The sequence below is a fragment of the Pseudomonas sp. BE134 genome, from assembly GCF_031456105.1.
Lineage (GTDB): Bacteria > Pseudomonadota > Gammaproteobacteria > Pseudomonadales > Pseudomonadaceae > Aquipseudomonas.
Window position 1 is genome coordinate 1 of record NZ_JAVDUA010000051.1, and the last position, 21,875, is coordinate 21,875.

The 21,875-nt window shown below is 60.0% G+C and carries 15 protein-coding genes; 5 read left to right on the forward strand and 10 right to left on the reverse strand.

The features are described 5' to 3' along the window. Window positions 1-108: 108 nt before the first annotated feature. From J2Y56_RS27705 to J2Y56_RS27720, 4 genes are all read right to left on the reverse strand, one after another. On the reverse strand, window positions 109-1,779 hold the full coding sequence (locus J2Y56_RS27705) for a bifunctional protein-serine/threonine kinase/phosphatase (protein WP_310353976.1): 1,671 nt from the start codon (window positions 1,777-1,779) through the stop codon (window positions 109-111). A 7-nt stretch (window positions 1,780-1,786) separates the two neighbouring features. Next, complete coding sequence (locus J2Y56_RS27710; RefSeq protein WP_007948250.1) at window positions 1,787-2,998, reverse strand: NarK/NasA family nitrate transporter; 1,212 nt, start codon at window positions 2,996-2,998, stop codon at window positions 1,787-1,789. A 339-nt stretch (window positions 2,999-3,337) separates the two neighbouring features. After that, a complete protein-coding gene (locus J2Y56_RS27715; protein ID WP_007948251.1) occupies window positions 3,338-3,913 on the reverse strand; it encodes an ANTAR domain-containing response regulator in 576 nt (191 codons plus the stop codon). Between the two features lie 15 nt (window positions 3,914-3,928). Next, on the reverse strand, window positions 3,929-5,140 hold the full coding sequence (locus J2Y56_RS27720) for a CmpA/NrtA family ABC transporter substrate-binding protein (protein WP_310353980.1): 1,212 nt from the start codon (window positions 5,138-5,140) through the stop codon (window positions 3,929-3,931). Window positions 5,141-5,368: 228 nt separating this feature from the next. Between J2Y56_RS27720 and J2Y56_RS27725 the strand changes: the two genes are divergently transcribed. Continuing rightward, window positions 5,369-6,388 (forward strand): quinone-dependent dihydroorotate dehydrogenase, encoded by a 1,020-nt coding sequence (locus tag J2Y56_RS27725; protein ID WP_007948254.1) that lies wholly within the window; start codon window positions 5,369-5,371, stop codon window positions 6,386-6,388. Between the two features lie 291 nt (window positions 6,389-6,679). Here J2Y56_RS27725 and rmf read toward each other — a convergent pair whose 3' ends face one another. After that, a complete protein-coding gene (gene rmf / locus J2Y56_RS27730) occupies window positions 6,680-6,898 on the reverse strand; it encodes a ribosome modulation factor (RefSeq protein ID WP_007948532.1) in 219 nt (72 codons plus the stop codon). Between the two features lie 526 nt (window positions 6,899-7,424). On the opposite strand from rmf, the gene rlmKL reads away from it, so the two are divergent. Together rlmKL and J2Y56_RS27740 are read left to right on the forward strand one after the other, a co-directional pair. Beyond that, window positions 7,425-9,695 carry a bifunctional 23S rRNA (guanine(2069)-N(7))-methyltransferase RlmK/23S rRNA (guanine(2445)-N(2))-methyltransferase RlmL gene (gene rlmKL, locus J2Y56_RS27735; protein WP_007948529.1) on the forward strand — a complete coding sequence of 757 codons (2,271 nt, stop codon included), beginning with the start codon at window positions 7,425-7,427 and terminating at the stop codon, window positions 9,693-9,695. A 143-nt stretch (window positions 9,696-9,838) separates the two neighbouring features. Further along, a complete protein-coding gene (locus tag J2Y56_RS27740; protein ID WP_007948528.1) occupies window positions 9,839-12,238 on the forward strand; it encodes a GGDEF domain-containing protein in 2,400 nt (799 codons plus the stop codon). A gap of 155 nt (window positions 12,239-12,393) precedes the next feature. On the opposite strand, the gene dacB is transcribed toward J2Y56_RS27740, so the two are convergent. Next, window positions 12,394-13,854 carry a D-alanyl-D-alanine carboxypeptidase/D-alanyl-D-alanine-endopeptidase gene (gene dacB / locus J2Y56_RS27745; protein WP_007948527.1) on the reverse strand — a complete coding sequence of 487 codons (1,461 nt, stop codon included), beginning with the start codon at window positions 13,852-13,854 and terminating at the stop codon, window positions 12,394-12,396. A gap of 233 nt (window positions 13,855-14,087) precedes the next feature. Between dacB and J2Y56_RS27750 the strand changes: the two genes are divergently transcribed. Then, the gene (locus tag J2Y56_RS27750) at window positions 14,088-14,432 is read left to right on the forward strand and encodes a YggL family protein (RefSeq protein ID WP_007896965.1); all 345 of its coding nucleotides are present in this window, start codon (window positions 14,088-14,090) and stop codon (window positions 14,430-14,432) included. A 177-nt stretch (window positions 14,433-14,609) separates the two neighbouring features. Here the strand turns inward: J2Y56_RS27750 and J2Y56_RS27755 are convergent, their stop codons facing one another. Then, entirely contained in the window at window positions 14,610-15,800 is a 1,191-nt protein-coding gene (locus tag J2Y56_RS27755) for a benzoate/H(+) symporter BenE family transporter (protein WP_310353986.1), read from the reverse strand. Window positions 15,801-16,190: 390 nt separating this feature from the next. Here J2Y56_RS27755 and J2Y56_RS27760 point away from each other — a divergent pair, with 390 nt between their 5' ends. Next, window positions 16,191-16,955, forward strand: coding sequence for a GntR family transcriptional regulator (locus J2Y56_RS27760; RefSeq protein WP_007943793.1), 765 nt, complete (start codon window positions 16,191-16,193; stop codon window positions 16,953-16,955). 176 nt (window positions 16,956-17,131) lie between these two features. On the opposite strand, the gene guaD is transcribed toward J2Y56_RS27760, so the two are convergent. From guaD to xdhB, 3 genes are all read right to left on the reverse strand, one after another. Next, on the reverse strand, window positions 17,132-18,436 hold the full coding sequence (guaD, locus tag J2Y56_RS27765; protein ID WP_007943792.1) for a guanine deaminase: 1,305 nt from the start codon (window positions 18,434-18,436) through the stop codon (window positions 17,132-17,134). A gap of 8 nt (window positions 18,437-18,444) precedes the next feature. After that, a complete protein-coding gene (gene xdhC / locus J2Y56_RS27770) occupies window positions 18,445-19,290 on the reverse strand; it encodes a xanthine dehydrogenase accessory protein XdhC (protein ID WP_310335517.1) in 846 nt (281 codons plus the stop codon). 143 nt (window positions 19,291-19,433) lie between these two features. Next, window positions 19,434-21,833, reverse strand: coding sequence for a xanthine dehydrogenase molybdopterin binding subunit (gene xdhB / locus J2Y56_RS27775; protein WP_310353989.1), 2,400 nt, complete (start codon window positions 21,831-21,833; stop codon window positions 19,434-19,436). Window positions 21,834-21,875: the final 42 nt, after the last annotated feature.

Here is a 21,875-nt window from a genome sequence, read left to right on the forward strand (position 1 = left end):
TCTCCCACGGTCCGTACTGGCTAGAGTCGGAATCGAGCTTTTAGTCCCGCCCACCCCTTCAAGTCTAAACATACAAGCGAGCCTGCTCGCGATGGGCGCGACTCGGTATCAGCCATGAAATACCAAAACCAGCAGCACCAGATTCAGCAGCAATGACACCAGCGCCATGGTCCGCCAGACCTTCAGCGGTTCCCGCTCCAGCAGCGGTCTGGGACGCACGCTCAAACTGCGGCGCTCGCCCTGTTCCAGAAGCAGCAGCCATTCCTCCGCCGTTTCAAAGCGCTGAACTGGATCCGCCGCGACGGCGCGGTCCAGGCATTGCGCAATCCACTCCGGCAAATCCGGCCGATAACGACTGGCACTGACCGGTACACCAAACCGGGGGCGCTGGAACGCTTCGATTTCACCGTAGGGATAATGCCCGGTCAGCAGGAAGTACAGCGTCACGCCCACCGCATACAGATCCTGTTGCGGGCTCGGGGCGCCTCCGAGAAAGGCTTCCGGCGCAATGTAACTGGGTGTTCCCGGCAGGGCAGAAGGTTGATCCTCCGACAGGCCTGCGCAATAGGCCAGGCCGAAATCCAGCAGGCGCAACTCGCCGTCGTCACCCTGCAGCAGGTTTTCCGGTTTGATATCGCGGTGCAGAATCTGCCGTCGATGCAACATGCCGACCGCCCTTAGCAGGCGTTCGGCCAGATCCCGCCATTGCACAAGCGGCAAAGTGCCTGCGCGCTCATGCAGTTCTGCCAGCGTAGATCCGGAGTATTCGCGCATCACGTAGTACAAATGCTGACGCTGACTGGCGGCATGGACTTCAGGGAAGTGCCGTCCCGCCACGCGTTTGAGAAACCATTCTTCCGACAGCAACGCTTGGCCCGCGAGGTGATCGTCGCGTAGCGCAGCGGGTAAGGTTTTCAACAGCCAGGGTTGTTGTTGCCCGTCGCGAACCCGGTACAACAAAGACTGCTGGCTGTGGCCAAGTACCCCTTCGATGTTCCAGCCTTCGAAGGATTGACCGGGTTTGAGCGTGGGTGGCAATGGCCATTGTTGTAAGTGCATTAACGCATCGCCAATGCTCGTTTCACCTAAGGCATCGACCCTTACCAGCAGGGCGCTGGCATTGTCCTGACTGCCGGCCAGATGCGCGGCATTCACCAGGGTTTGTGCTGCGCTGTCCAGATTGGGCTGATCTCGCAGGATGGCGGCAATGGCGGTGTCGCCCAGCACCGCCCAAACGCCGTCGCTGAGCAGCACGAAACTCTCATTCAGGCGCAGTTCGCCATCGAGAAAATCCAGCACCAGATGTTGGTCCAGCCCCAGCGCACGCTTGAGCACATGCTGCATGCCCGGTTGGTCCCAGACATGATCCTCACTGACGCGCTGCAACTGATCCGCGTGCCAGCGATACACCCGGCAATCTCCCACATGGGCCAGGGTAAAACGCCTGCCGCGCATGACCAATGCACTGACGGTAGTCAGCAGCGGTTGCCCACCGCCGTTGGCCTGCAACCAGCGATTTTGCGCCAGCAGCAGGCGGTCCAGTGCTTGCGCGACCCCCCAGGTTTGCGGCGTGGCGTAATAGTCCAGCGCCAGGGCCTGCAAGGTCGAGCGGGCCGCGAGACCACCGTCGGCGCATTGGCTCACCCCGTCGGCAATCGCGAACAAATAACCCTTGCTGACCGCCAGCGCCGGGTCCGGCGTCACCAGGCGCAGGGCATCCTGATTTTCCTCCCGCGGGCCGGTGGCGCTGGATTGGGCAAAACTCAGTTGCAGGCTCATCGAGGGCTTAGACCCGAGCCGCCGTCACGGCCGCCGAACCCCAAGTGGTTCTCCAGCGACGTTTAACCCCGTGCAGACCGAACCAGGCCAGAACGCCGAGGCTGGCGAACAGCCACAAGGCCAGTTGATAGCTGCCGGTGCTTTGCTTGATCGCGCCCATGCCTGCCGCCAGCGCAAAGCCACCGATGCCGCCCGCCATGCCGATCAAACCGGTCATCACGCCGATCTCCCGACGAAAACGCTGTGGCACCAGCTGGAAAACCGCGCCATTACCTGCGCCCAAACCGAGCATGGTGCAGACGAAAAGCGCCAGCGCCGCGTAGGAACTCGGCAAATTGAAACCCACCACCGCGATACAGAGCGCCGCCACCGTGTACATCCCCAGCAGCGTGCGGATGCCGCCGAAGCGGTCTGCCAGCGCACCACCCAATGGACGCATCAGGCTACCGCCGAACACACAAGCCGCTGTGTAGTAACCAGCCGTGACCGGGCTCAGGCCGTATTGGTCGTTGAAGTAGCCGGGCAGGGCGCTGGCCAGGCCGATGAAGCCGCCAAACGTCACGCTGTAGAAAAACATGAACCACCAGCTGTCACGGTCGCCCAAGGCCTTGAAGTAGTCGGCCATGGATTTGGCTTTTGGTCGTTCAGGGGCATTTTTCGCCAGCCAGGCGAAGACGATGATGGTCAGAATCAATGGGATCAGGGCGAAGCCGAACACGTTGCTCCAGCCGAAAGCGGCCGCTAATACCGGAGCAATCAGCGCGGCCAGAACGGTGCCGGAGTTGCCTGCGCCGGCAATGCCCATGGCTTTGCCCTGATGTTGCGGCGGATACCATTGCGAGGCCAGCGGCAGGGCGACGGCGAAGGACGCACCGGCCATGCCGAGGAACAGACCCAGCACCAGCGCTTGTTCGTAGCTGTGAATCCCGAGTTGCCAGGCGGCGAACAGCGCGCAGATGACAATCACCTGACCAATCAGCCCGGCGGTTTTTGGCGACAGACGATCCGCCAGCATGCCCATGACAAAGCGCAGTACGGCCCCGGCCAGAATTGGCGTCGCCACCACCAGCCCGCGCTGTTGGGTGGTCAGGTGCAGGTCGGCGGCGATCTGCACCGCCAACGGGCCGAGTACGTACCAGACCATGAAGCTCAGGTCGAAATAGAGGAAGGCCGCAAACAGTGTCGGCGTATGGCCGGATTTCCAGAAGCTTGAATTCATCGCGCACCTCAGCTGTGAAGAGTCTCGAGAAGGAGTCATGAGCTAGCAGGTGGGGCGCCTAAGGGCCGCACCACCGGCCCCGGGCTGTGGGGCCAAAACGAAAAAACGCCGCCACCCGATTCGCCAAGGGCAAATGAGGTGAGCGACGTCTTTGTCGTAGGTGGGGCAACCGCCGTTGGTTACCTGTGGTGATTACTTAGCCAGATTTGTGCCAACAGTCCGGGACCGAGTTGCAGCCATTCGCGAGCAGGCTCGCTCCCACAGGGGATTGGGGTTTACACAGAGCCATTGTGGGAGCGAGCCTGCTCGCGAAGGGGCCTTTAAGGGCGCCACAAAACTTCAGCCGAGCAACTCACTCATGGCAATGATCTGCTCCGCCACCTGTATCAGCTTCTGCTGCCGGCTCATGGCCTGGCGGCGCATCAGGGTGTAAGCCTCTTCCTCATTGCAATCTTTCATCTTCATCAACAGCCCCTTGGCCAGTTCGATGCGCTTGCGTTCGGCCAGTTGTTGGTCGCGGGCATGAAGTTGAGCGCGTAACGCCTGGTCACTTTCAAAGCGTGCCATGGCCACGTCGAGAATCGGCTGCAAGCGTTGTGCGTGAATACCTTCGACGATGTAGGCACTGACCCCGGACTGGATCGCCTGGCGCATCACGCCGGGGTCATGCTCATCGGTAAACATGACGATCGGTCGTGGCTGGTCGCGGGTCACCAGCACCACTTGCTCCATCACATCGCGGCTCGGTGACTCGGTATCGATCAGAATCACGTCCGGACGCACCGTTTCGACGCGTTCGGGCAGGTCGATGGTCAAACCCGATTCGTCGATCACCTCGAACCCGGCTTCGGTCAGCGCGGCTTTGAGGCGGCCGACTTTCTTTGCGGTGTCGTTGATCAGCAGGATACGCAGCATGTTTGCAGTCTCCTGTCAGCGGTGGGCGAATCGTTGCGAGCTGTCGCTCATGGCGTGCAGCGTGAAGCTGCGGGCATAACCGGCCGGGTCGGAACCGTCCCAGGTTTTGCCGTCGATCAACTGACTGCTACGCATGTCCTGATCACTGGCGGCGACACCGACGGCGCTGGCGGCCTCTCGGTACAGGTCCAGTTGCTGGACGTCCCGGGCCACGCCGAGGTAATCCGGATCGTCGCGCAACAAACCCCAGCGCCGGAACTGGGTCATGAACCACATGCCGTCTGACAGGTATGGCACATTGACCTCGCCGCCGGCATGAAAGCGCAGCGCGTGCGGGTCTTGCCAGCGATTGCCCAGTCCATCCGCGTATTCACCCAGCAGGCGCGGTTCAATGCAGTCGAGGGGGGCGTCGAGGTAGTCGGGCGCGCTCAACAGCTGCGCGGTGCTGCGGCGGTTCTCCGTATTTTGCTCGATGAACCGGCTGGCTTCCAGTATCGCCATCACCAACGACCGCGCGGTGTTGGGGTATTGCTCGACAAAAGCGCGGGTGCAGCCGAGGACTTTTTCCGGGTGATCGGGCCAAATGTTCTGAGACGTCGCCAGGGTAAAGCCGAGATTTTGCTGCACTGCGCTGGCGGACCAGGGTTCGCCGACGCAGAAACCATCGATTCGCCCCGCTTGCAGGTGCGCGACCATTTGCGGCGGCGGCACCACCACGCTGTCGACATCCTGCAAAGGATGAATGCCCTGACTCGCCAGCCAGTAATACAGCCACATCGCGTGGGTGCCGGTGGGAAAGGTCTGGGCGAAGGTGAGTTTTGAGCGAGTTTGGTGCACGTGGCGGTCGAGTGCTTCAGGACTGGTCACACCCAACGTCTGTAAACCCTGGGAAAGATTGATGCTCTGGCCGTTCTGGTTCAGGCCCATCAGCACAGCCATGTCGGTGGAAGCTACGCCGCCGATGCCCAAGTGGACGGCGTAAATCAGGCCGTACAGGCTGTGGGCGGCATCAAGTTCACCGCTGACCAGTTTGTCCCGCAGGTTGGCCCAGGACGACTGGCGCTTGAGGTTCAAGGTCAGGCCGTAGGGCTGGGCGAACCCCTGAGTCGCGGCGACCACGACCGAGGCGCAATCGCTCAGGGCCATGAAGCCCAGATTGATGTCGGTCTTTTCCGGGGCATCGCTGCCATTGACCCAAGCCAGAGGGTTGGCTGGAACTTCAATCATCAATAAGCACCTTTCATAAAAAAACGCCGCAACGGGCTGCTTGCCAGAGCAAGGCCCAGTGACGACGCCCTTGTCTTGCGACCCATTCCGCCTTTGGCATGAGTGCTGATACCGGTGACGGTGCAAGGCATATGCCATCGCTCGCTGATTTTATCGCGCGCCTCGCCTGCAACCCGATGCCCGGCTATAATTGCCGCCACTTTTCGTAGCCCAGAGTCAAAGCCGCCCATGTACACCCTGGCCCGTCAGATGTTGTTCAAACTTTCCCCGGAAACCTCCCACGATCTGTCACTGGACCTGATCGGCGCGGGCGGGCGTTTGGGCCTCAACGGCTTGCTGTGCAAGGCCCCGGCGAAAATGCCGGTGTCGGTCATGGGCCTGGACTTCCCGAACCCGGTGGGCTTGGCGGCCGGTCTGGACAAGAACGGCGCGGCCATCGACGGTTTCGCTCAACTGGGTTTTGGTTTTGTCGAAATTGGCACCATTACCCCGCGCCCGCAGCCGGGCAACCCGAAACCACGGATTTTCCGCCTGCCGGAAGCCGAGGCGATCATCAACCGCATGGGCTTCAACAACCTCGGCGTCGATTACCTGCTGGCTCGCGTGGCGGCAGCCAAATACAAAGGCGTGCTGGGCATCAACATCGGCAAGAACTTTGACACCCCGGTTGAGCGCGCGGTCGACGATTACCTGATCTGCCTGGACAAGGTCTACGCCCATGCCAGCTACGTGACGGTCAACGTCAGCTCGCCCAACACCCCGGGCCTGCGCAGCCTGCAGTTCGGCGACTCGCTCAAGCAGTTGCTCGCTGATCTGGCCACGCGCCGCGCAGAACTGGCGTTGCGCCACGGCAAACATGTCCCGCTGGCGATCAAAATCGCACCGGACATGACTGACGAAGAAACTGCACAGGTCGCACAAGCGCTGATGGAAACCGGGATGGACGCGGTGATCGCCACCAACACCACCCTGAGTCGCGTCGGCGTCGAAGGCATGGAATACGGTGACGAGGCGGGCGGTCTGTCCGGCGCACCGGTTCGCGACAAGAGCACGAACACCGTGAAAGTGTTGGCGGCGGAACTGGCAGGGCGCTTGCCGATCATCGCCGTGGGCGGCATCACCGAAGGCAAGCACGCGGCCGAGAAAATCGCGGCGGGTGCGAGCCTGGTGCAGATCTACTCCGGCTTTATCTACAAAGGCCCAGCGTTGATTCGTGAGTCCGTAGACGCGATCGCCGCCCTGCGTTAATCGTGTAGCAGCTGCCGAGCCTGCGAGGCTGCGTCTGGCTGCGAAGCAGTCGTAAACCCGGAATGCACGGTGTGTCTGCAGGACTGCAGGGGCTGATTTTACGACTGCTGCGCAGCCGGACGCAGCCTCGCGGGCTCGGCAGCTGCTACAAGGGAACTGTGTGGCGAAAGACAGGCATAAAAAAGGGCTCCTCGAAGGAGCCCCTGGGCCGAAGCCCGCCGTCCGGATGGGACGTGCGTGGTTAATTCAGTCAGTCATCAGATTTTTGTGTCGCAGTGTTAGGCCCTGTAATTAATTGCCGACGGCGTGAAGTTCGTTGAGTCTGTGGATTCCCGCAGTGCCGGTCATACCGTCCCAGTTGTCGCCGCGTCCCTCGCGCCAGCCGTTAATCCAGGCTTGGCGTACTGACGGTAGAGTAAATGGGCAAAGCTCACGGGATTTGCCACCAACGCCATATTGATATCCGCGCAAAAATGCTCTTTCCAACGGATCACGCTTAAGTCTTCTCATAGGGTGTTGCCCTCACTTGTTGACTGTATTCATCGCGTAGACCTCAATCGAGGTCTGGCAGAAAAACTCTGCCGTTGGGGCCCGCTGCCGGCGTCGCGAGCCAAGGTGTTGACGTCGTTGCGGCGTCAACCTGTGTTGAGTTCTAACCAATGCGTCACATCGAGGGAATGATCGTTTTGTCATAAGGACGTAACGATAAAGATGCTATGGCGATAAGTAACGCGATGTTTGGTCCTTGGTTCTTGGAAAAGCCCTGTATGATCGGCGCCCCGCAGGATGACGGGGTTAATCCTAAGTGAGAATGACTTCTGTTGGCCGGGAGCATTATTCGACGAAGGGTCGACTTATGACATTTTGTTGCATCAACTTTTTTATCTGCCTGTGCATCTAAGCTCTTCTAATCTGAGCAGCACAGGTGGGACGGCACACCTTCGTGCCACGCGGGCGTTCTTTTAGAAAAGCGCCTGATTGAAAACCGGACCGGCAATGCGTTGTCGGTTCACTTAGCCAAGGCTCTGAAAATCCAATGTCCGATCAATTCGAAATCTTCCTCACTTGCCCCAAAGGCCTTGAAGGCCTGCTGATCGAGGAAGCCGTCGGGCTTGGCCTTGAAGAAGCACGCGAGCACACCTCTGCCGTGCGTGGCATGGCGACGATGGAAACCGCTTATCGCCTTTGCCTGTGGTCGCGACTGGCGAACCGGGTGTTGCTGGTGCTCAAACGTTTCCCGATGAAGGACGCCGAAGACCTGTACCACGGCGTACTGGACATCGAGTGGCAAGACCACATGCTCAACGCCGGTACCCTGGCCGTCGAGTTCAGCGGCCATGGCTCGGGTATCGACAACACTCACTTTGGCGCTTTGAAAGTCAAAGACGCCATCGTCGACAAGTTGCGCACCCCGCAAGGCGACCGTCCGTCGATCGATAAACTCAATCCGGACCTGCGCATTCACCTGCGTCTGGACCGTGGCGAGGCGATTCTTTCCCTCGACCTGTCCGGCCACAGCCTGCACCAGCGTGGTTATCGCTTGCAGCAAGGCGCGGCACCGCTGAAGGAAAACCTCGCGGCTGCGATCCTGATCCGTTCCGGCTGGCCCCGCATTGCGGCCGAAGGCGGCGCGCTGGCTGACCCGATGTGCGGTGTCGGTACGTTCCTGGTCGAAGCCGCGATGATCGCCGCCGACATGGCGCCGAATCTGCGTCGCGATCAGTGGGGCTTTACCCATTGGCTGGGCCACGTCCCGGCGCTGTGGAAAAAGCTTCACGAAGAAGCCACTGAGCGCTGCGCGGCCGGCCTGGCCAAGCCACCGCTGTGGATTCGGGGTTACGAAGCCGACCCGCGCCTGATTCAGCCGGGTCGCAACAACGTCGAACGTGCCGGCCTGAGTGAGTGGATCAAGATCTACCAGGGCGAAGTCGGCACCTTCGAACCGCGTCCGGACCAGAACCAGAAAGGCCTGGTGATCTGCAACCCCCCATACGGCGAGCGTCTGGGTGACGAGGCGAGCTTGCTCTACCTCTATCAAAATCTCGGCGAGCGTCTGCGTCAGGCCTGCCTGAACTGGGAGGCCGCGGTGTTCACCGGCGCCCCGGACCTGGGCAAGCGCATGGGCATTCGTAGCCACAAGCAGTATTCGTTCTGGAACGGCGCGCTGCCGTGCAAGCTGCTGCTGATCAAGGTCACGCCAGACCAGTTCGTCACCGGCGAGCGTCGCACCCCGGAGCAGCGTCAGGTGGAGCGTGAGCAGGCGGCCTATGATCAGGCGCCGAGTGAGCCGGAAGAACGCAAGTACAACAAAAACGGCAACCCGATCAAACCGACGCCAGCACCCGCGCCGGTGATCGAGCAACCGCGTTTGAGCGAAGGCGGGCAGATGTTTGCCAATCGCCTGCAGAAAAACCTCAAGGCACTGGGCAAGTGGGTCAAGCGCGAAGGCATCGACTGCTATCGCGTCTACGATGCCGACATGCCGGAATATTCCATGGCCATCGACCTGTATCAGGATTGGGTCCACGTCCAGGAATACGCGGCACCAAAATCCATCGATCCGGAAAAAGCCTCGGCGCGCATGTTTGATGCCCTGGCGGCCATTCCTCAGGCGCTGAACATCGACAAGAGTCGTGTGGTGGTCAAGCGTCGCGAGCGTCAGAGCGGCACCAAGCAGTACGAGCGTCAGGCTGCGCAAGGCAAGTTCGTCGAGGTCAACGAAGGTGGCGTGAAGCTGCTGGTCAACCTGACCGACTACCTCGACACCGGGCTGTTCCTCGACCACCGTCCGATGCGCATGCGCATTCAGAAAGAGGCGGCCGGCAAGCGCTTCCTCAACCTGTATTGCTACACCGCGACGGCCAGTGTTCACGCGGCCAAGGGCGGTGCACGCACCACGACTAGCGTTGACCTGTCGAAAACCTACCTGGACTGGGCGCGTCGTAACCTGTCGCTGAACGGTTTCTCTGACAAGAACCGCCTGGAGCAGGGCGATGTGATGGCTTGGCTCGACGCCTGCCGTGACGAATACGACCTGATCTTCATCGACCCGCCGACGTTCTCCAACTCCAAGCGCATGGAAGGGATCTTCGACGTGCAACGGGATCAGGTGCAGTTGATCGACCTGGCCATGGCGCGTCTGGCGCCCGGTGGCGTGTTGTATTTCTCCAACAACTTCCGCAAGTTCGCCCTTGAGGAAAACCTCACCGAGCGTTATGCGGTTGAAGAAATCACCGCCCAGACCATCGACCCGGATTTCGCCCGTAACGGCAAGATCCACCGTGCCTGGAAAATCACTGCACGTTGACACCTGAACGGGTTGAATCCTCAGAGCCTTGATTTTTAAAGGCTCTTGGGATTCTTTCAGTACTGGTCAAATTAGTGGCTAATAGCTATAACTCTACTCGTGGCCAATGGGCTTTCCCGCACCTGGCGTTTTGAGTTGCGTCTATGTCGTTGCACGCCGTGCGCCCCAGGATCCTGGGCATTATCAGCGAAGATTCGTCGGCCTGGCTCGTCGCGCTGCTGGCATTGCTTATGGGTGGCGTACTTACGGGGTTACTGGCCTGGTCGACGCTCAATGTGTTCCAACATCAACTCAAACAACGCTTTCAACTGCTGGCCAGTGAGCGTTACAGCCGCATCGAAGAGCGTTTCGTAGACCAGGAGCAACGCCTCGACGGCCTGCGCCGGTTCTTCGCCAATTCCAGTTCGGTCTCCCGCGAGGAGTTCGACGGTTTCACCCAGCCGTTATTGCACCGGACTCAAGCCTATGAGTTCGCGACCCGAGTGACGCGTGCCGAGCGCGCAGAATTCGAGCGCAAGGTGCGGGACGAGGGATTCACCCACTTCACCATTCGTGAGCAAGACGGCAACGGTCAACTGCAATTGGCCGGTGAACGCGATGAATACGTGGTGGTGCAGTACAGCCAGACGCAAAGTCGACTGAAATCGCCGATGGGTTACGACTTGCTGGCCGAACCGAAGCGTCGATCAGCACTTGAGCGGGCGGACAGACTGGGCACTATGGCGGTGTCGCAGCCGATGCATCTGGTCAGTATCGACCCGGCCTATGCGCGTGGCGTGCTGTTGGTGGCTCCGGTGATGCTGCGCAATATGCCAGGCGCCGCGGGGGCAAAACCCTACGGATATGTCATGGCAGTGATCAGCATGCGCCAGTTGCTGGCAGATGGATTGCCGGATTCCATGCACGACTATCTTTCGGTGCGCATTCTCGATTTATCGGTGGACGAACGGCAGGAAGCGCTTTTTGAATCCTTCAACGCACCGGCTGCCAGTGAGTTGTCCGCGAGCCGGCTGCTGCGACTGGCCGATCACGATTATCAAGTCGATATCACGCCGAGCGAAGTCTTTCTAAAAGCCCACCATTCCTCGGTGAAGCCCCTGATGGTGCTGGGCGGTTTGCTCAGTCTGCTGCTCAGCGTGTTATTGTACGTGTTGGTCAGTCAGCGTCAGCGCGCGCTGAAAATGGTGGAGCAACGAACCGGGGAATTACGTGCCCGCGAACAGGAGTTACGGGGCACTCATGGCCAGCTGCGTGCTGTGCTGAATGCGGCCACTCAGGTGGCGATCATCGCCACCGACCTGCGTGGGATCATCAATACGTTCAATGCCGGTGCCGAGCAGATGTTGGGTTATGCCAGCGCCGAGGTCGTGGGGCACCTGACCCTGGAAAACCTGCACTTGCACCGGGAGCTGGAGGTGCGGGCGGCGGAGTTGAGTGGGCGGTATGGCAAGCCGATTCCGACCAGTCAGGCGATGTTGGTCAAAGGGGGCGAAGAGGGCGGGCAAGAGGCGCGGGAGTGGACGCTGGTGCGCCGCAATGGCAGCCATTTGGCGGTGAACATGCTCGCAACCCCGGTGCTCGACGAACAAGGTCTGTGGGTCGGTCACCTGGCAGTATGCATCGACATTACCGAAAGCAAGCGCGTCCATGAGGCGCTGGCGGCGCGGGACCTGTTGTTGAAAAAACTCAGCGCCAATGTGCCCGGTGGCATCTATCAATTCATGATGGAATTCGATGGTCGCTTCCGTGTGATTTATGTCAGTGACGGTATTCGAGAGATCTACGAACTCGAACCGGATGTGCTGCTGTTCGATGCCGAATCGATCTTCACGCGCATTCACCCACAGGACTCGACGCGGGTCCGTGACTCGATCCTGGCGTCTGCGGACACCCTTAGCCCGTGGCGCGAGGAATATCGCGTGCAGTTGCCCATACGCGGCCTGCGCTGGGTTCGTGGTGAGGCAACCCCGGAAGAGCTGCCCGGTGGCGGCGTGCTCTGGCATGGCTACATTTCCGATATCTCCGACCTGAAACGCGTGGAAGAAGAGTTGCGCGCGCTGTCGATCACCGACTCATTGACCGGGATCCACAACCGCCGCTATTTCCAGGAGCGCCTGACTACCGAAATGATCCGAGTCCAGCGTGGAGGGGGCGAGTTGTCGGTCATCATGCTCGACATCGACCACTTCAAACGCATCAACGACCAGCATGGCCACGCTGTGGGGGATCGGGTGTTACAGGCCGTGTGCGAGCGTATCGGTCAGCGGCTGCGGCGCACGGATGTGTTCTGTCGCCTCGGGGGCGAAGAATTCATGGTGCTCTGCCCGGACACCGACAGTGAGCAGGCTCAAGTGCTGGCCTTGCAGTTGTGGCAAGCGCTGCGCGGTTCGCCGATCGACAGCGTCGGGTTCGTCACGGCGAGTTTCGGGATCGCCAGTTGGCGCGTCGGGGAGGGCGCGGATGCGCTGTTGCTGCGCGCGGACTCCGGGGTCTATGCGGCTAAGCTGGCTGGGCGGGATCGGGTTGAGGCGCAGACAAGCTAACACCAGATACGCTCCCCCATGATCGTTCCCACGCTCTGCGTGGGAATGCCTCAACGGACGCTCTGCGTCCGCTCTTGAATGAGACGCGGAGCGTCCCTGGCTGCATTCCCACGCTGAGCGTGGGAACGATCATCTTAGGTGTTCTTTAGGTCGGGTTATAGCACCGAAGCCGTTTCCGGCAGTTTCGGCTGGCGATACAAGTCCAGCAGCACCTGATCCAGTACCGACGACGCGCCAAACGGTGCCTTGTCGTTGAGGATTGCCACCACTGCCCAGGTGTTGCCATTGACGTCGCGGCTGAAGCCGGAGATCGCTCGCACGGTGTTCAGGGTGCCGGTCTTGACGTGGGCTTCGCCGCGCATTGCGGTGGTTTTCAGGCGTTTGCGCATGGTGCCGTCGGTGCCGGCAATGGGCATCGAGCTGATGAATTCGGCAGCATACGGGCTGTGCCATGCTGCTTGCAGCATGGCCGCCATTTCACGGGCGCTGACGCGTTCGGCGCGGGACAGGCCGGAACCGTTCTCCATCACCAGGTGCGGTGCCGTGATGCCTTTCTTCGCCAGCCACTGACGCACCACGCGCTGCGCGGCTTTGGCGTCGTCACCGTCGGCATCGGTGCGAAACTTCTGCCCCAGGCTCAGGAACAGCTGCTGAGCCATCGTGTTGTTACTGAATTTGTTGATGTCGCGGATGATTTCCGCCAGGTCCGGTGAATAAGCCCGGGCCAGCAATTTGGCGCCGCTTGGGGTAGGCGCCAGCACATCCTTGCCCTGAATGCTGCCGCCCAGTTCTTTCCAGATAGCGCGTACGGCGCCGGCGGTGTAGGTCGCGTGGTCGAGCAGCGACAGGTACGTCTGGGAACTGCAACCATCGCCCAACTGGCCACCCACCGTCACGGTCATGCTGCCATCGGGCTGGGTCACCGGGTTGTAACGTACGCCACCGGTGCATTGCTTGGAGTTGACGGCTTTGACCTGGTTTTCGATGCGGATGCTGGCAATCGGCGGCTCCACCGACACCAGCACACGGCCGTTGTCGTTGCGCGCCACGAAGCGCAGGGCCTTGAGGTTGACCAACAGCGAGTCGGGTTTGACCAGGAACGGTTTGTTTTCGTCATTGCCGTCATCATTGAACTCGGGCAATTGCGGTTGGGTGAAGAAATTACGGTCCAGCACCAGATCGCCGGTGATTTGCGTCACCCCGTTGGCGCGCAGGTCGCGCATCAGCAGCCAGAGTTTTTCCATGTTCAGCTTCGGATCGCCGCCACCCTTGAGATACAGGTTGCCGTTGAGGATGCCACCGCTGAGAGTGCCGTCGGTGTAGAACTCGGTTTTCCACTGATGGTTCGGGCCGAGCATTTCCAGCGCGGCATAGGTGGTGACCAGTTTCATGGTCGAGGCCGGGTTGACCGAAACGTCAGCGTTGAAAACGGTCGGGGTGCCAGGGCCAGTGAGCGGGATCATCACCAGCGACAGGGCGCTGTCCTGCAATTTGCTGGCCTTGAGGGCTTTTTCGACGTTAGGCGAAAGCGCGGTGTTGATCGGAGCAGCGGAGACGGAAAGGGCCAGAGGAAGAATGAAACTGGCCAGCAACAATGGACGCAAAGACTTGATCATGTGCAATAAAACCCTACGGGCGAGGGGAAAAAAACGAGGGCATGGCGATAAAATCCCTCAGTGGTCATGAAAGTGTCGGCATTATGCCCCAAGGCTTGAAGTCGTGTGCCGTGCCATACCCCTCTAATCCGCTCTTTTTTTACCGACGGTCAGCGATGCACCCCAGAGAGTCGGGCAATTAGTGGCTTAAACTGCTAAAGTGCCGCCCGTTATTACTTTTGAGGATTGTTCCAATGGCGACTAACCGTTCCCAGCGTCTGCGCAAAAAACTGTGCGTCGATGAATTTCAAGAGCTGGGTTTCGAACTGAACCTGGATTTCAAAGAAGATTTGGCTGATGAAGCCATTGATGCTTTCCTCGACGCGTTCCTGAAAGAAGCCATGGAAGCTAACGGTCTGGGCTATGTTGGCGGCGACGACTTCGGTCTGGTTTGCCTGCAGAAGCGTGGCTCGGTGTCCGAAGAGCAGCGTGCTGCTGTTGAAGCCTGGCTCAAAGGCCGCAGCGAACTGACTGAAGCAACCGTCAGCCCGCTGATCGACGTCTGGTACCCGGAAAAGCCGATCAATCCGGTAGCTTGATGTCATAGCTTTTTGTCTTAAAAAAAACGGCGACCCAAGGGTCGCCGTTTTTTTATGCGCGGATTGGAAGCACGCAGCCTCGTTTCACTCGACAGCTGCTACAGGGTGAACGCATTCCATGTAGCAGCTGTGTAGCAGCTGTGTAGCAGCTGTCGAGTGAAACGAGGCTGCGTCTTCTTAGCTTTTACGCCAATTCAAAATCACCAGCGTTAACACTCCCGCCACAATCCCCCAAAACGCCGAACCGATGGAAAACAGCGTCAGCCCCGACGCCGTGACCATAAAGGTGATCAACGCCGCTTCACGTTCCTTCACCTCGGTCATGGCGATGCTCAAGCCATTGATGATCGATCCGAATAACGCCAGCGCGGCAATCGACAGCACCAATTCTTTCGGCAATGCGGCAAACAGTGCCGCCAACGTCGCGCCGAATACCCCGGCAATCCCGTAGAAAATCCCGCACCAGACGGCGGCCGTGTAGCGCTTGTTGCGATCTTCATGGGCATGCGGCCCGGTGCAGATCGCTGCGCTGATGGCCGCCAGGTTGATCCCGTGGGAGCCAAACGGGGCGAGTAGCAATGAGGCGATGCCAGTGGTGGTGATCAGCGGTGAAGCCGGCACGGTATAACCGTCGGCGCGCAGGACGGCGATGCCCGGCATGTTCTGCGAGGTCATGGCCACCACGAACAGGGGAATGCCGATGCTGATGGTCGCGGCCAGGGAGAAGTGCGGCGTGGTCCAGACGGGTGTCGCCACTTCCAGATGGAATCCACTGAAATCCAGCAGCCCCATGAACCCTGACAAAGCCGTGCCGATCAACAGCGCGGCCAGCACGGCATAACGCGGTGACAGGCGCTTGACCAGCAGATAAGTGAAGAACATGCCCAGCACCAGCCCGGTGCGATGCTGGGCAGCGACGAAAATCTCGCTGCCGATCTTGAACAGAATCCCCGCCAGCAAAGCGGCTGCCAATGACGCCGGAATCTTCTTCACCAGCCGTTCGAAGCTGCCGGTCAGGCCACAGAGGGTCACCAGAATCGCACACGTGATGTAGGCGCCGATGGCTTCGCCGTAACTCACACCGCCCAGGCTGGTGATCAGCAACGCGGCACCGGGAGTCGACCAGGCAATCGTGATGGGGGTGCGATAACGCAACGACAGGCCAATCGAGCACACAGCCATGCCGATCGAGATTGCCCAGATCCACGACGAAATTTGCCCGCTGGTCAGGCCAGCCGCTTGCCCGGCCTGGAACATCAGCACCAGAGAGCTGGTGTAACCGGTCATCATCGCGATAAACCCGGCGACAATGGCCGACGGCGACGTGTCGGCCAAGGGGCGCAGCTGCGTGTGCGTGGCGTCGTTCATGACAGCGGTGTTCCTTGTCCTAGTGAAGATGCCCGTGCCCTTTGTAGCAGCTGGCGAAGCCTGCGTTCGGCTGCGAAGCAGTCGTGAAATCATCCGGCGCGGCGTATCAGGAATCCCGCGTATTCAGGTTTACGACTGCTACGCAGCCGGACGCAGGCTTCGCCAGCTGCTACAGGGGATTGCGTTCGAGCGGCGGATTCCGGGTTCAAGCCTAAACTCAAACGTAGCGGATCGTTGCAATACAGCAGAAGCGACAATCAGCCGTACAGTCGTGTTGCCACCATTCATTGTGTACAATCGCGGTGTTTTTTACGCGATACTTGCCAGTGACCCACTGTGCCGTATTACAGTCACCGTCAATTCGCCGCAGTTCTCCCGACTCGAGTGCCCATGAACGAACAGTTGCAGCCCCTAAAGAAACAACCGCGAGCAGGCAAAGCCGGTCGCAGCGGTACCCAGGACGATATTGTCTACGCGCATATCTTCGAGGCTATTCTCGAACAGCGCCTGGCGCCTGGCACCAAGTTGAGCGAAGAAGCGCTGGGGGAAATTTTCGGGGTCAGTCGCACCATCATTCGCCGCGCACTGTCGCGCCTGGCCCATGAGGGCGTTGTGCTGCTGCGTCCGAACCGTGGCGCGGTCGTCGCCAGCCCGAGCGTCGAAGAGGCTCGGCAGGTGTTCTTCTCGCGCCGTCTGGTGGAGCGGGCGATCACTGAGCTGGCGGTGCAACACGCAACCGCTGAGGAACTCGCCGAGTTACGGCAGATGGTCAACGATGAACGCGACAGCTTCTCTCGTGGTGATCGCGGTGCCGGCATCCGGCTGTCGGGTGAGTTCCACCTGAAACTCGCCGAAGCGGCGAAGAATGCGCCATTGATCAGCTTCCAGCGCAGCCTGGTGTCACAGACTTCCTTGATCATCGCCCAGTATGAAAGTGGCAACCGTTCGCACTGTTCCTACGACGAACACACCCAATTGATCGACGCCATCGAAGCGCGCAACGCTGAGCTGGCGGTGAGTTTGATGATGCATCATATGGATCACATCGACAGCAAACTCAATCTCAACGAAGAAAGTGCATCGGATGATTTGCACGCGGTGTTCTCGCATTTGTTGCAGACCAAGAAGCCAGGGCGGCCCAGCGCGAAACTCTGATAGACCATGACAAAAAATCCCCCGTAGCCTGAAGGCTGCGGGGGATTTTTGTTGAGTGTCTGATCGTTCCAACGCTCTGCGTGGGAATGCAGCCCGTGACGCTCCGCGTCACTGGACGCGGAGCGTCCCTTGAGGCATTCCCACGCAGAGCATGGGAACGATCAGCCCGAAGAGAACTAGCGCTGATGCACCAGGTTCCCTGCCGCATACGTCTGCAGAACAGTGCGGTCATCCCCCAGCGTCATCAACACAAACAACGTTTCGGCAATGTTGTTCGCCTGCTTCAAGCGATAGCTCAGCAGTGGCGTGGCGTTGTAGTCCAGCACCAGGAAGTCGGCATCGGTGCCGGGTTTCAGCGTGCCGATCTTGTCTTCCAGGCGCAGCGCTCGCGCACCGCCGAGCGTGGCCAGGTACAGCGACTTGAACGGGGTCAGGCGTACGCCTTGCAGCTGCATGACCTTGTACGCTTCGTTCAAGGTTTGCAGCAGTGAAAAACTGGTGCCGCCGCCAATGTCTGTACCCAGGCCGACATTCAGTTTGTGTTTCTCGGCCATCGGCAGGTTGAACAAACCGCTGCCGAGGAAGAAGTTCGAGGTCGGGCAGAATGCGATGGCCGAACCGGTTTGTGCCAGGCGTGCGCACTCGTCGTCGCACAGGTGCACGCCGTGGGCAAACACCGAGCGCTCGCCCAACAATTGGTAGTGGTCGTAGACGTCCAGATAGCCTTTGCGTTCCGGGAACAGCTCTTTGACCCATTCGATCTCTTTCAGGTTTTCACTGATGTGAGTCTGCATGTACAGGTCGGGGTATTCACTCAGCAACTGGCCGGCGAGGGTCAGTTGTTCCGGGGTGCTGGTCGGGGCGAAGCGCGGGGTGACGGCGTAGTGCAAGCGACCCTTGCCGTGCCAGCGCTCGATCAGCGCCTTGCTGTCGACATAGCTGGATTCGGCAGTGTCGGTCAGATAGTCCGGCGCGTTGCGGTCCATCATCACCTTGCCGGCGATCATGCGCAGGTCGAGCTGTTCGGCGGCTTCGAAGAACGAGTTCACCGATTGCGGGTGCACGCTGCCGAATACGAGCGCAGTGGTGGTGCCGTTGCGCAGCAGTTCCTTGATGAAAATGTCGGCCACTTCATCGGCATGAGCCTTGTCGGCGAACTGGCTTTCGCACGGGAAGGTGTAGGTGTTGAGCCAGTCCAGCAGTTGCTCGCCGAAGGCGCCGACCATGCCGGTTTGCGGCATATGAATGTGGGTGTCGATGAAGCCCGGTGTGATCAACGCATCCTGATAATGGGTGATCTCGATATCGGCCGGCAGTGTTGGCAGCAAGTCACTGGCGTGGCCGAGCGCGCTGATCTGGCCGTTATCAACCACCAGCAAGCCGTCTTCGAAATATTCGTATGAGGCTTCGATCCCCACTTCGGCGGGGTCGGCGATGCTGTGCAGGATGGCGGCACGGTAGGCTTTGCGAGTCAAAGGCATGGGGGTTCTCAATTGGAGGCTTGGCTGCGGCGTGAAGCAGGCAGCAGTTTGGCAATCGATGATCCGGCGCTGGCAGTCTGCTGGCCGAAATTCGCGTTATAGGTGGCGATGATTTCGCCGGCGATGGAGATGGCGATTTCCACAGGCAACTTGCCTTTGACTTCGCCGATGCCCATCGGGCAGCGCATGCGCTGCACGACGCTGTTGTCGAATCCGCGCTCGCGCAGGCGGTGTTCGAACTTCACCCGTTTGGTCTTCGAACCGATCAGGCCGAAGTAGGCGAAGTCGTTGCGCTTGAGGATCGCGGCGGTGAGTTCGAGGTCGAGCTGGTGATTGTGGGTCATGACGATGCAGTAGCTGCCGGCGGGCAGGTCGTCGATTTCATCCACCGGTTCTTCGCTGACAATCTTGCGCACGCCGTGGGGAATCTGTTCCGGGAATTCGTCTTCCCGTGAGTCGATCCAGCGTACCCGGCACGGCAGGCTGGCGAGCAGCGGCACCAGTGCGCGGCCGACATGGCCGGCGCCGAACACGGCAATCTGCGCCTGGACCTGGCCCATCGGTTCGAACAGCAAAACGGTCACGCCGCCGCAGCACTGGCCGAGGCTGGCGCCGAGGCTGAAGCGCTCCAGGTGTGTCTCCTGTTTGCCGCTGGCGAGCATGTCGCGGGCGATCTGCATGGCCTTGTATTCCAGGTGTCCGCCACCGATGGTGTCGAAGGTCTGGTTGGCGCTGATGACCATCTTCGAACCGGCATTGCGCGGCGTCGAGCCGAGCTCTTCGATGATGGTGACTAACACGCAGGGTTCGCCCTGGGATTGCAGGTCAGCGAGGGCGTCGATCCAGTTGTACATGTTTCACCTCAACATCTCTGTTGTCTGTTCGGGCCTCATCGCTAGCAGGCTAGCTCCCACATTGTTTCGTGGTGTCCACACATTTTGGATTCCCTACGAATCCTGTGGGAGCTAGCCTGCTAGCGATTGGCCGCACCTCGGTATCAGAGCGAAGCCAGCTCAACTTCGGTTTCGACAGCCTTCGCCACCTTCAACTGCCGCATCTGCTCACAGCCCCACAACACCCGCTCCGGGGTCGCCGGCGCATCGATTTTCGGTTGATGCCTATAGTCACCGAGGCTCGCCACGGCGTCCTTGATTGCACACCACGAAGCAATGCCCAGCATAAACGGCGGCTCACCCACCGCCTTGGAATGAAACACCGTGTCTTCCGGATTCTTGCGGTTTTCCACCAGCTTCACCCGCAGGTCCAGCGGCATGTCTGCCACGGCCGGGATCTTGTAGCTGGCCGGGCCGTTGGTCATCAGTTTGCCCTTTGCATTCCAGACAAGCTCTTCCATGGTCAGCCAACCCATGCCCTGGATGAAACCACCCTCGACCTGACCGATGTCGATGGCCGGGTTCAGTGAGGCGCCGACGTCGTGGAGGATGTCGGTGCGCAGCATCTTGTACTCGCCGGTCAGTGTGTCGACGATCACCTCGCAGCATGCAGCGCCAAAGGCGTAGTAGTAGAACGGGCGACCGCGGGCCTGGCTGCGGTCGTAGAAAATTTTCGGGGTCTTGTAGAACCCGGTGCTCGACAGCGACACCTGAGCGAAATACGCCTGCTGGATCAGCGCTTCAAACGTCAGGATGTGATCGCGAACCCGTACGTGACCGTTGTGGAATTCCACGTCTTCTTCGCTGACCTTGTAGTGCCGTGCAGCAAATTCGACCAGGCGTTTCTTGATGGTTTCAGCCGCGTTCTGTGCGGCTTTACCGTTCAGGTCGGCACCGCTTGACGCTGCCGTTGGCGAGGTGTTCGGCACCTTGTCGGTGTTGGTCGCGGTGATTTGTACGCGGTCCATTTCGACCTGGAACACTTCGGCCACGACCTGCGCGACTTTGGTATTCAGGCCCTGGCCCATTTCAGTGCCGCCGTGGTTCAGATGAATGCTGCCGTCGGTGTAGACGTGGATCAGTGCGCCGGCCTGGTTGAGGAAGCTGGCGGTAAAGGAAATACCGAATTTCACCGGGGTCAGCGCCAGGCCTTTTTTCAGGATCGGGCTGTTGGCGTTGTAGCGACGGATCGCTTCGCGGCGCTCAAAGTACTGGCTGCTTTCTTCCAGTTCGGCGGTCATTTCTTCGAGCATGTTGTGCTCGACGGTCTGGTAGTAATGCGTGACGTTGCGCTCGGTCTTGCCGTAGTAGTTGGCCTTGCGCACGGCCAGTGGATCGAGAGCCAGATGACGGGCGATCGCGTCCATCACTTCTTCAATCGCGACCATGCCTTGCGGGCCGCCGAAACCACGGTAAGCAGTGTTTGACGCGGTGTTGGTTTTGCAGCGATGACCGTTGATGGTCGCATCGCCCAGGTAATAGGAGTTGTCAGCGTGGAACATCGCGCGGTCGACAATCGACGCCGACAGGTCCGGCGAACAACCGCAGTTACCCGCCAGCTCCAGCGCGATGCCGTGCAGGCGGCCGGTGCTGTCGAAGCCGACGTCGTACTCGACGTAGAACGGGTGACGCTTGCCGGTCATCAGCATGTCTTCGACGCGCGGCAGGCGCATTTTGGTCGGCTGACCGGTGAGGTGCGCGATCACGGCGCACAGGCACGCCGGGCTTGCCGCTTGCGTTTCCTTGCCACCAAAACCACCGCCCATGCGGCGCATGTCGACGACGATTTTGTTCATCGATACGTCGAGCACTTCGGCGACGAGCTTCTGCACTTCGGTCGGGTTCTGCGTCGAGCAGTAGACGATCATCCCGCCGTCTTCAGTCGGCATTACCGACGAAATCTGGGTTTCGAGGTAGAAGTGTTCCTGGCCGCCGATGTGCAGCGTGCCCTGGATGCGATGTTCGGCCGTTGCCAGAGCCCCCGCAGAATCGCCGCGCTGATGGGTATGGCTGTCGAGCACGAAGTGGCGTTTGCGCAGGGCTTCGACCACGTCCAGCACCGGCTCCAGATCTTCGTATTCGATGATCGCGGCCATGGCGGCTTTGCGTGCGGTTTCGAGGTCTTTCGCCGCAACGGCGAGCACCGGCTGACCGACAAACTGCACGTCATCGATGGCCAGCAGCGGGTCGCCTGGCAACAGTGGGCCGATGTCTTTCAGGCCCGGCACATCTTCATGGGTAATGGCGATGCGTACGCCTTCGAAGGCGTAGCAGGGCTTGGTGTCGATGCTGATGATTTTTGCGTGGGCGCGGTCCGACAGGCGTGCGTAAACGTGCAGCTGGTTCGGAAATTCCAGGCGGTCGTCGATGTACTGCGCTTCACCGGACACATGTTTGGCGGCGCTGTCGTGCTTGACGCTGCGGCCGACACCGGTGGTCAGGTCCTTGGCGAACAGTTCAGCCAGTTCGGCTTGGGTCTTCTCTACAGCGTGATGATTAGACATAAGCGGTCACCCGAGTCTCGATGTGCGGTGTTTGCAGTTCGA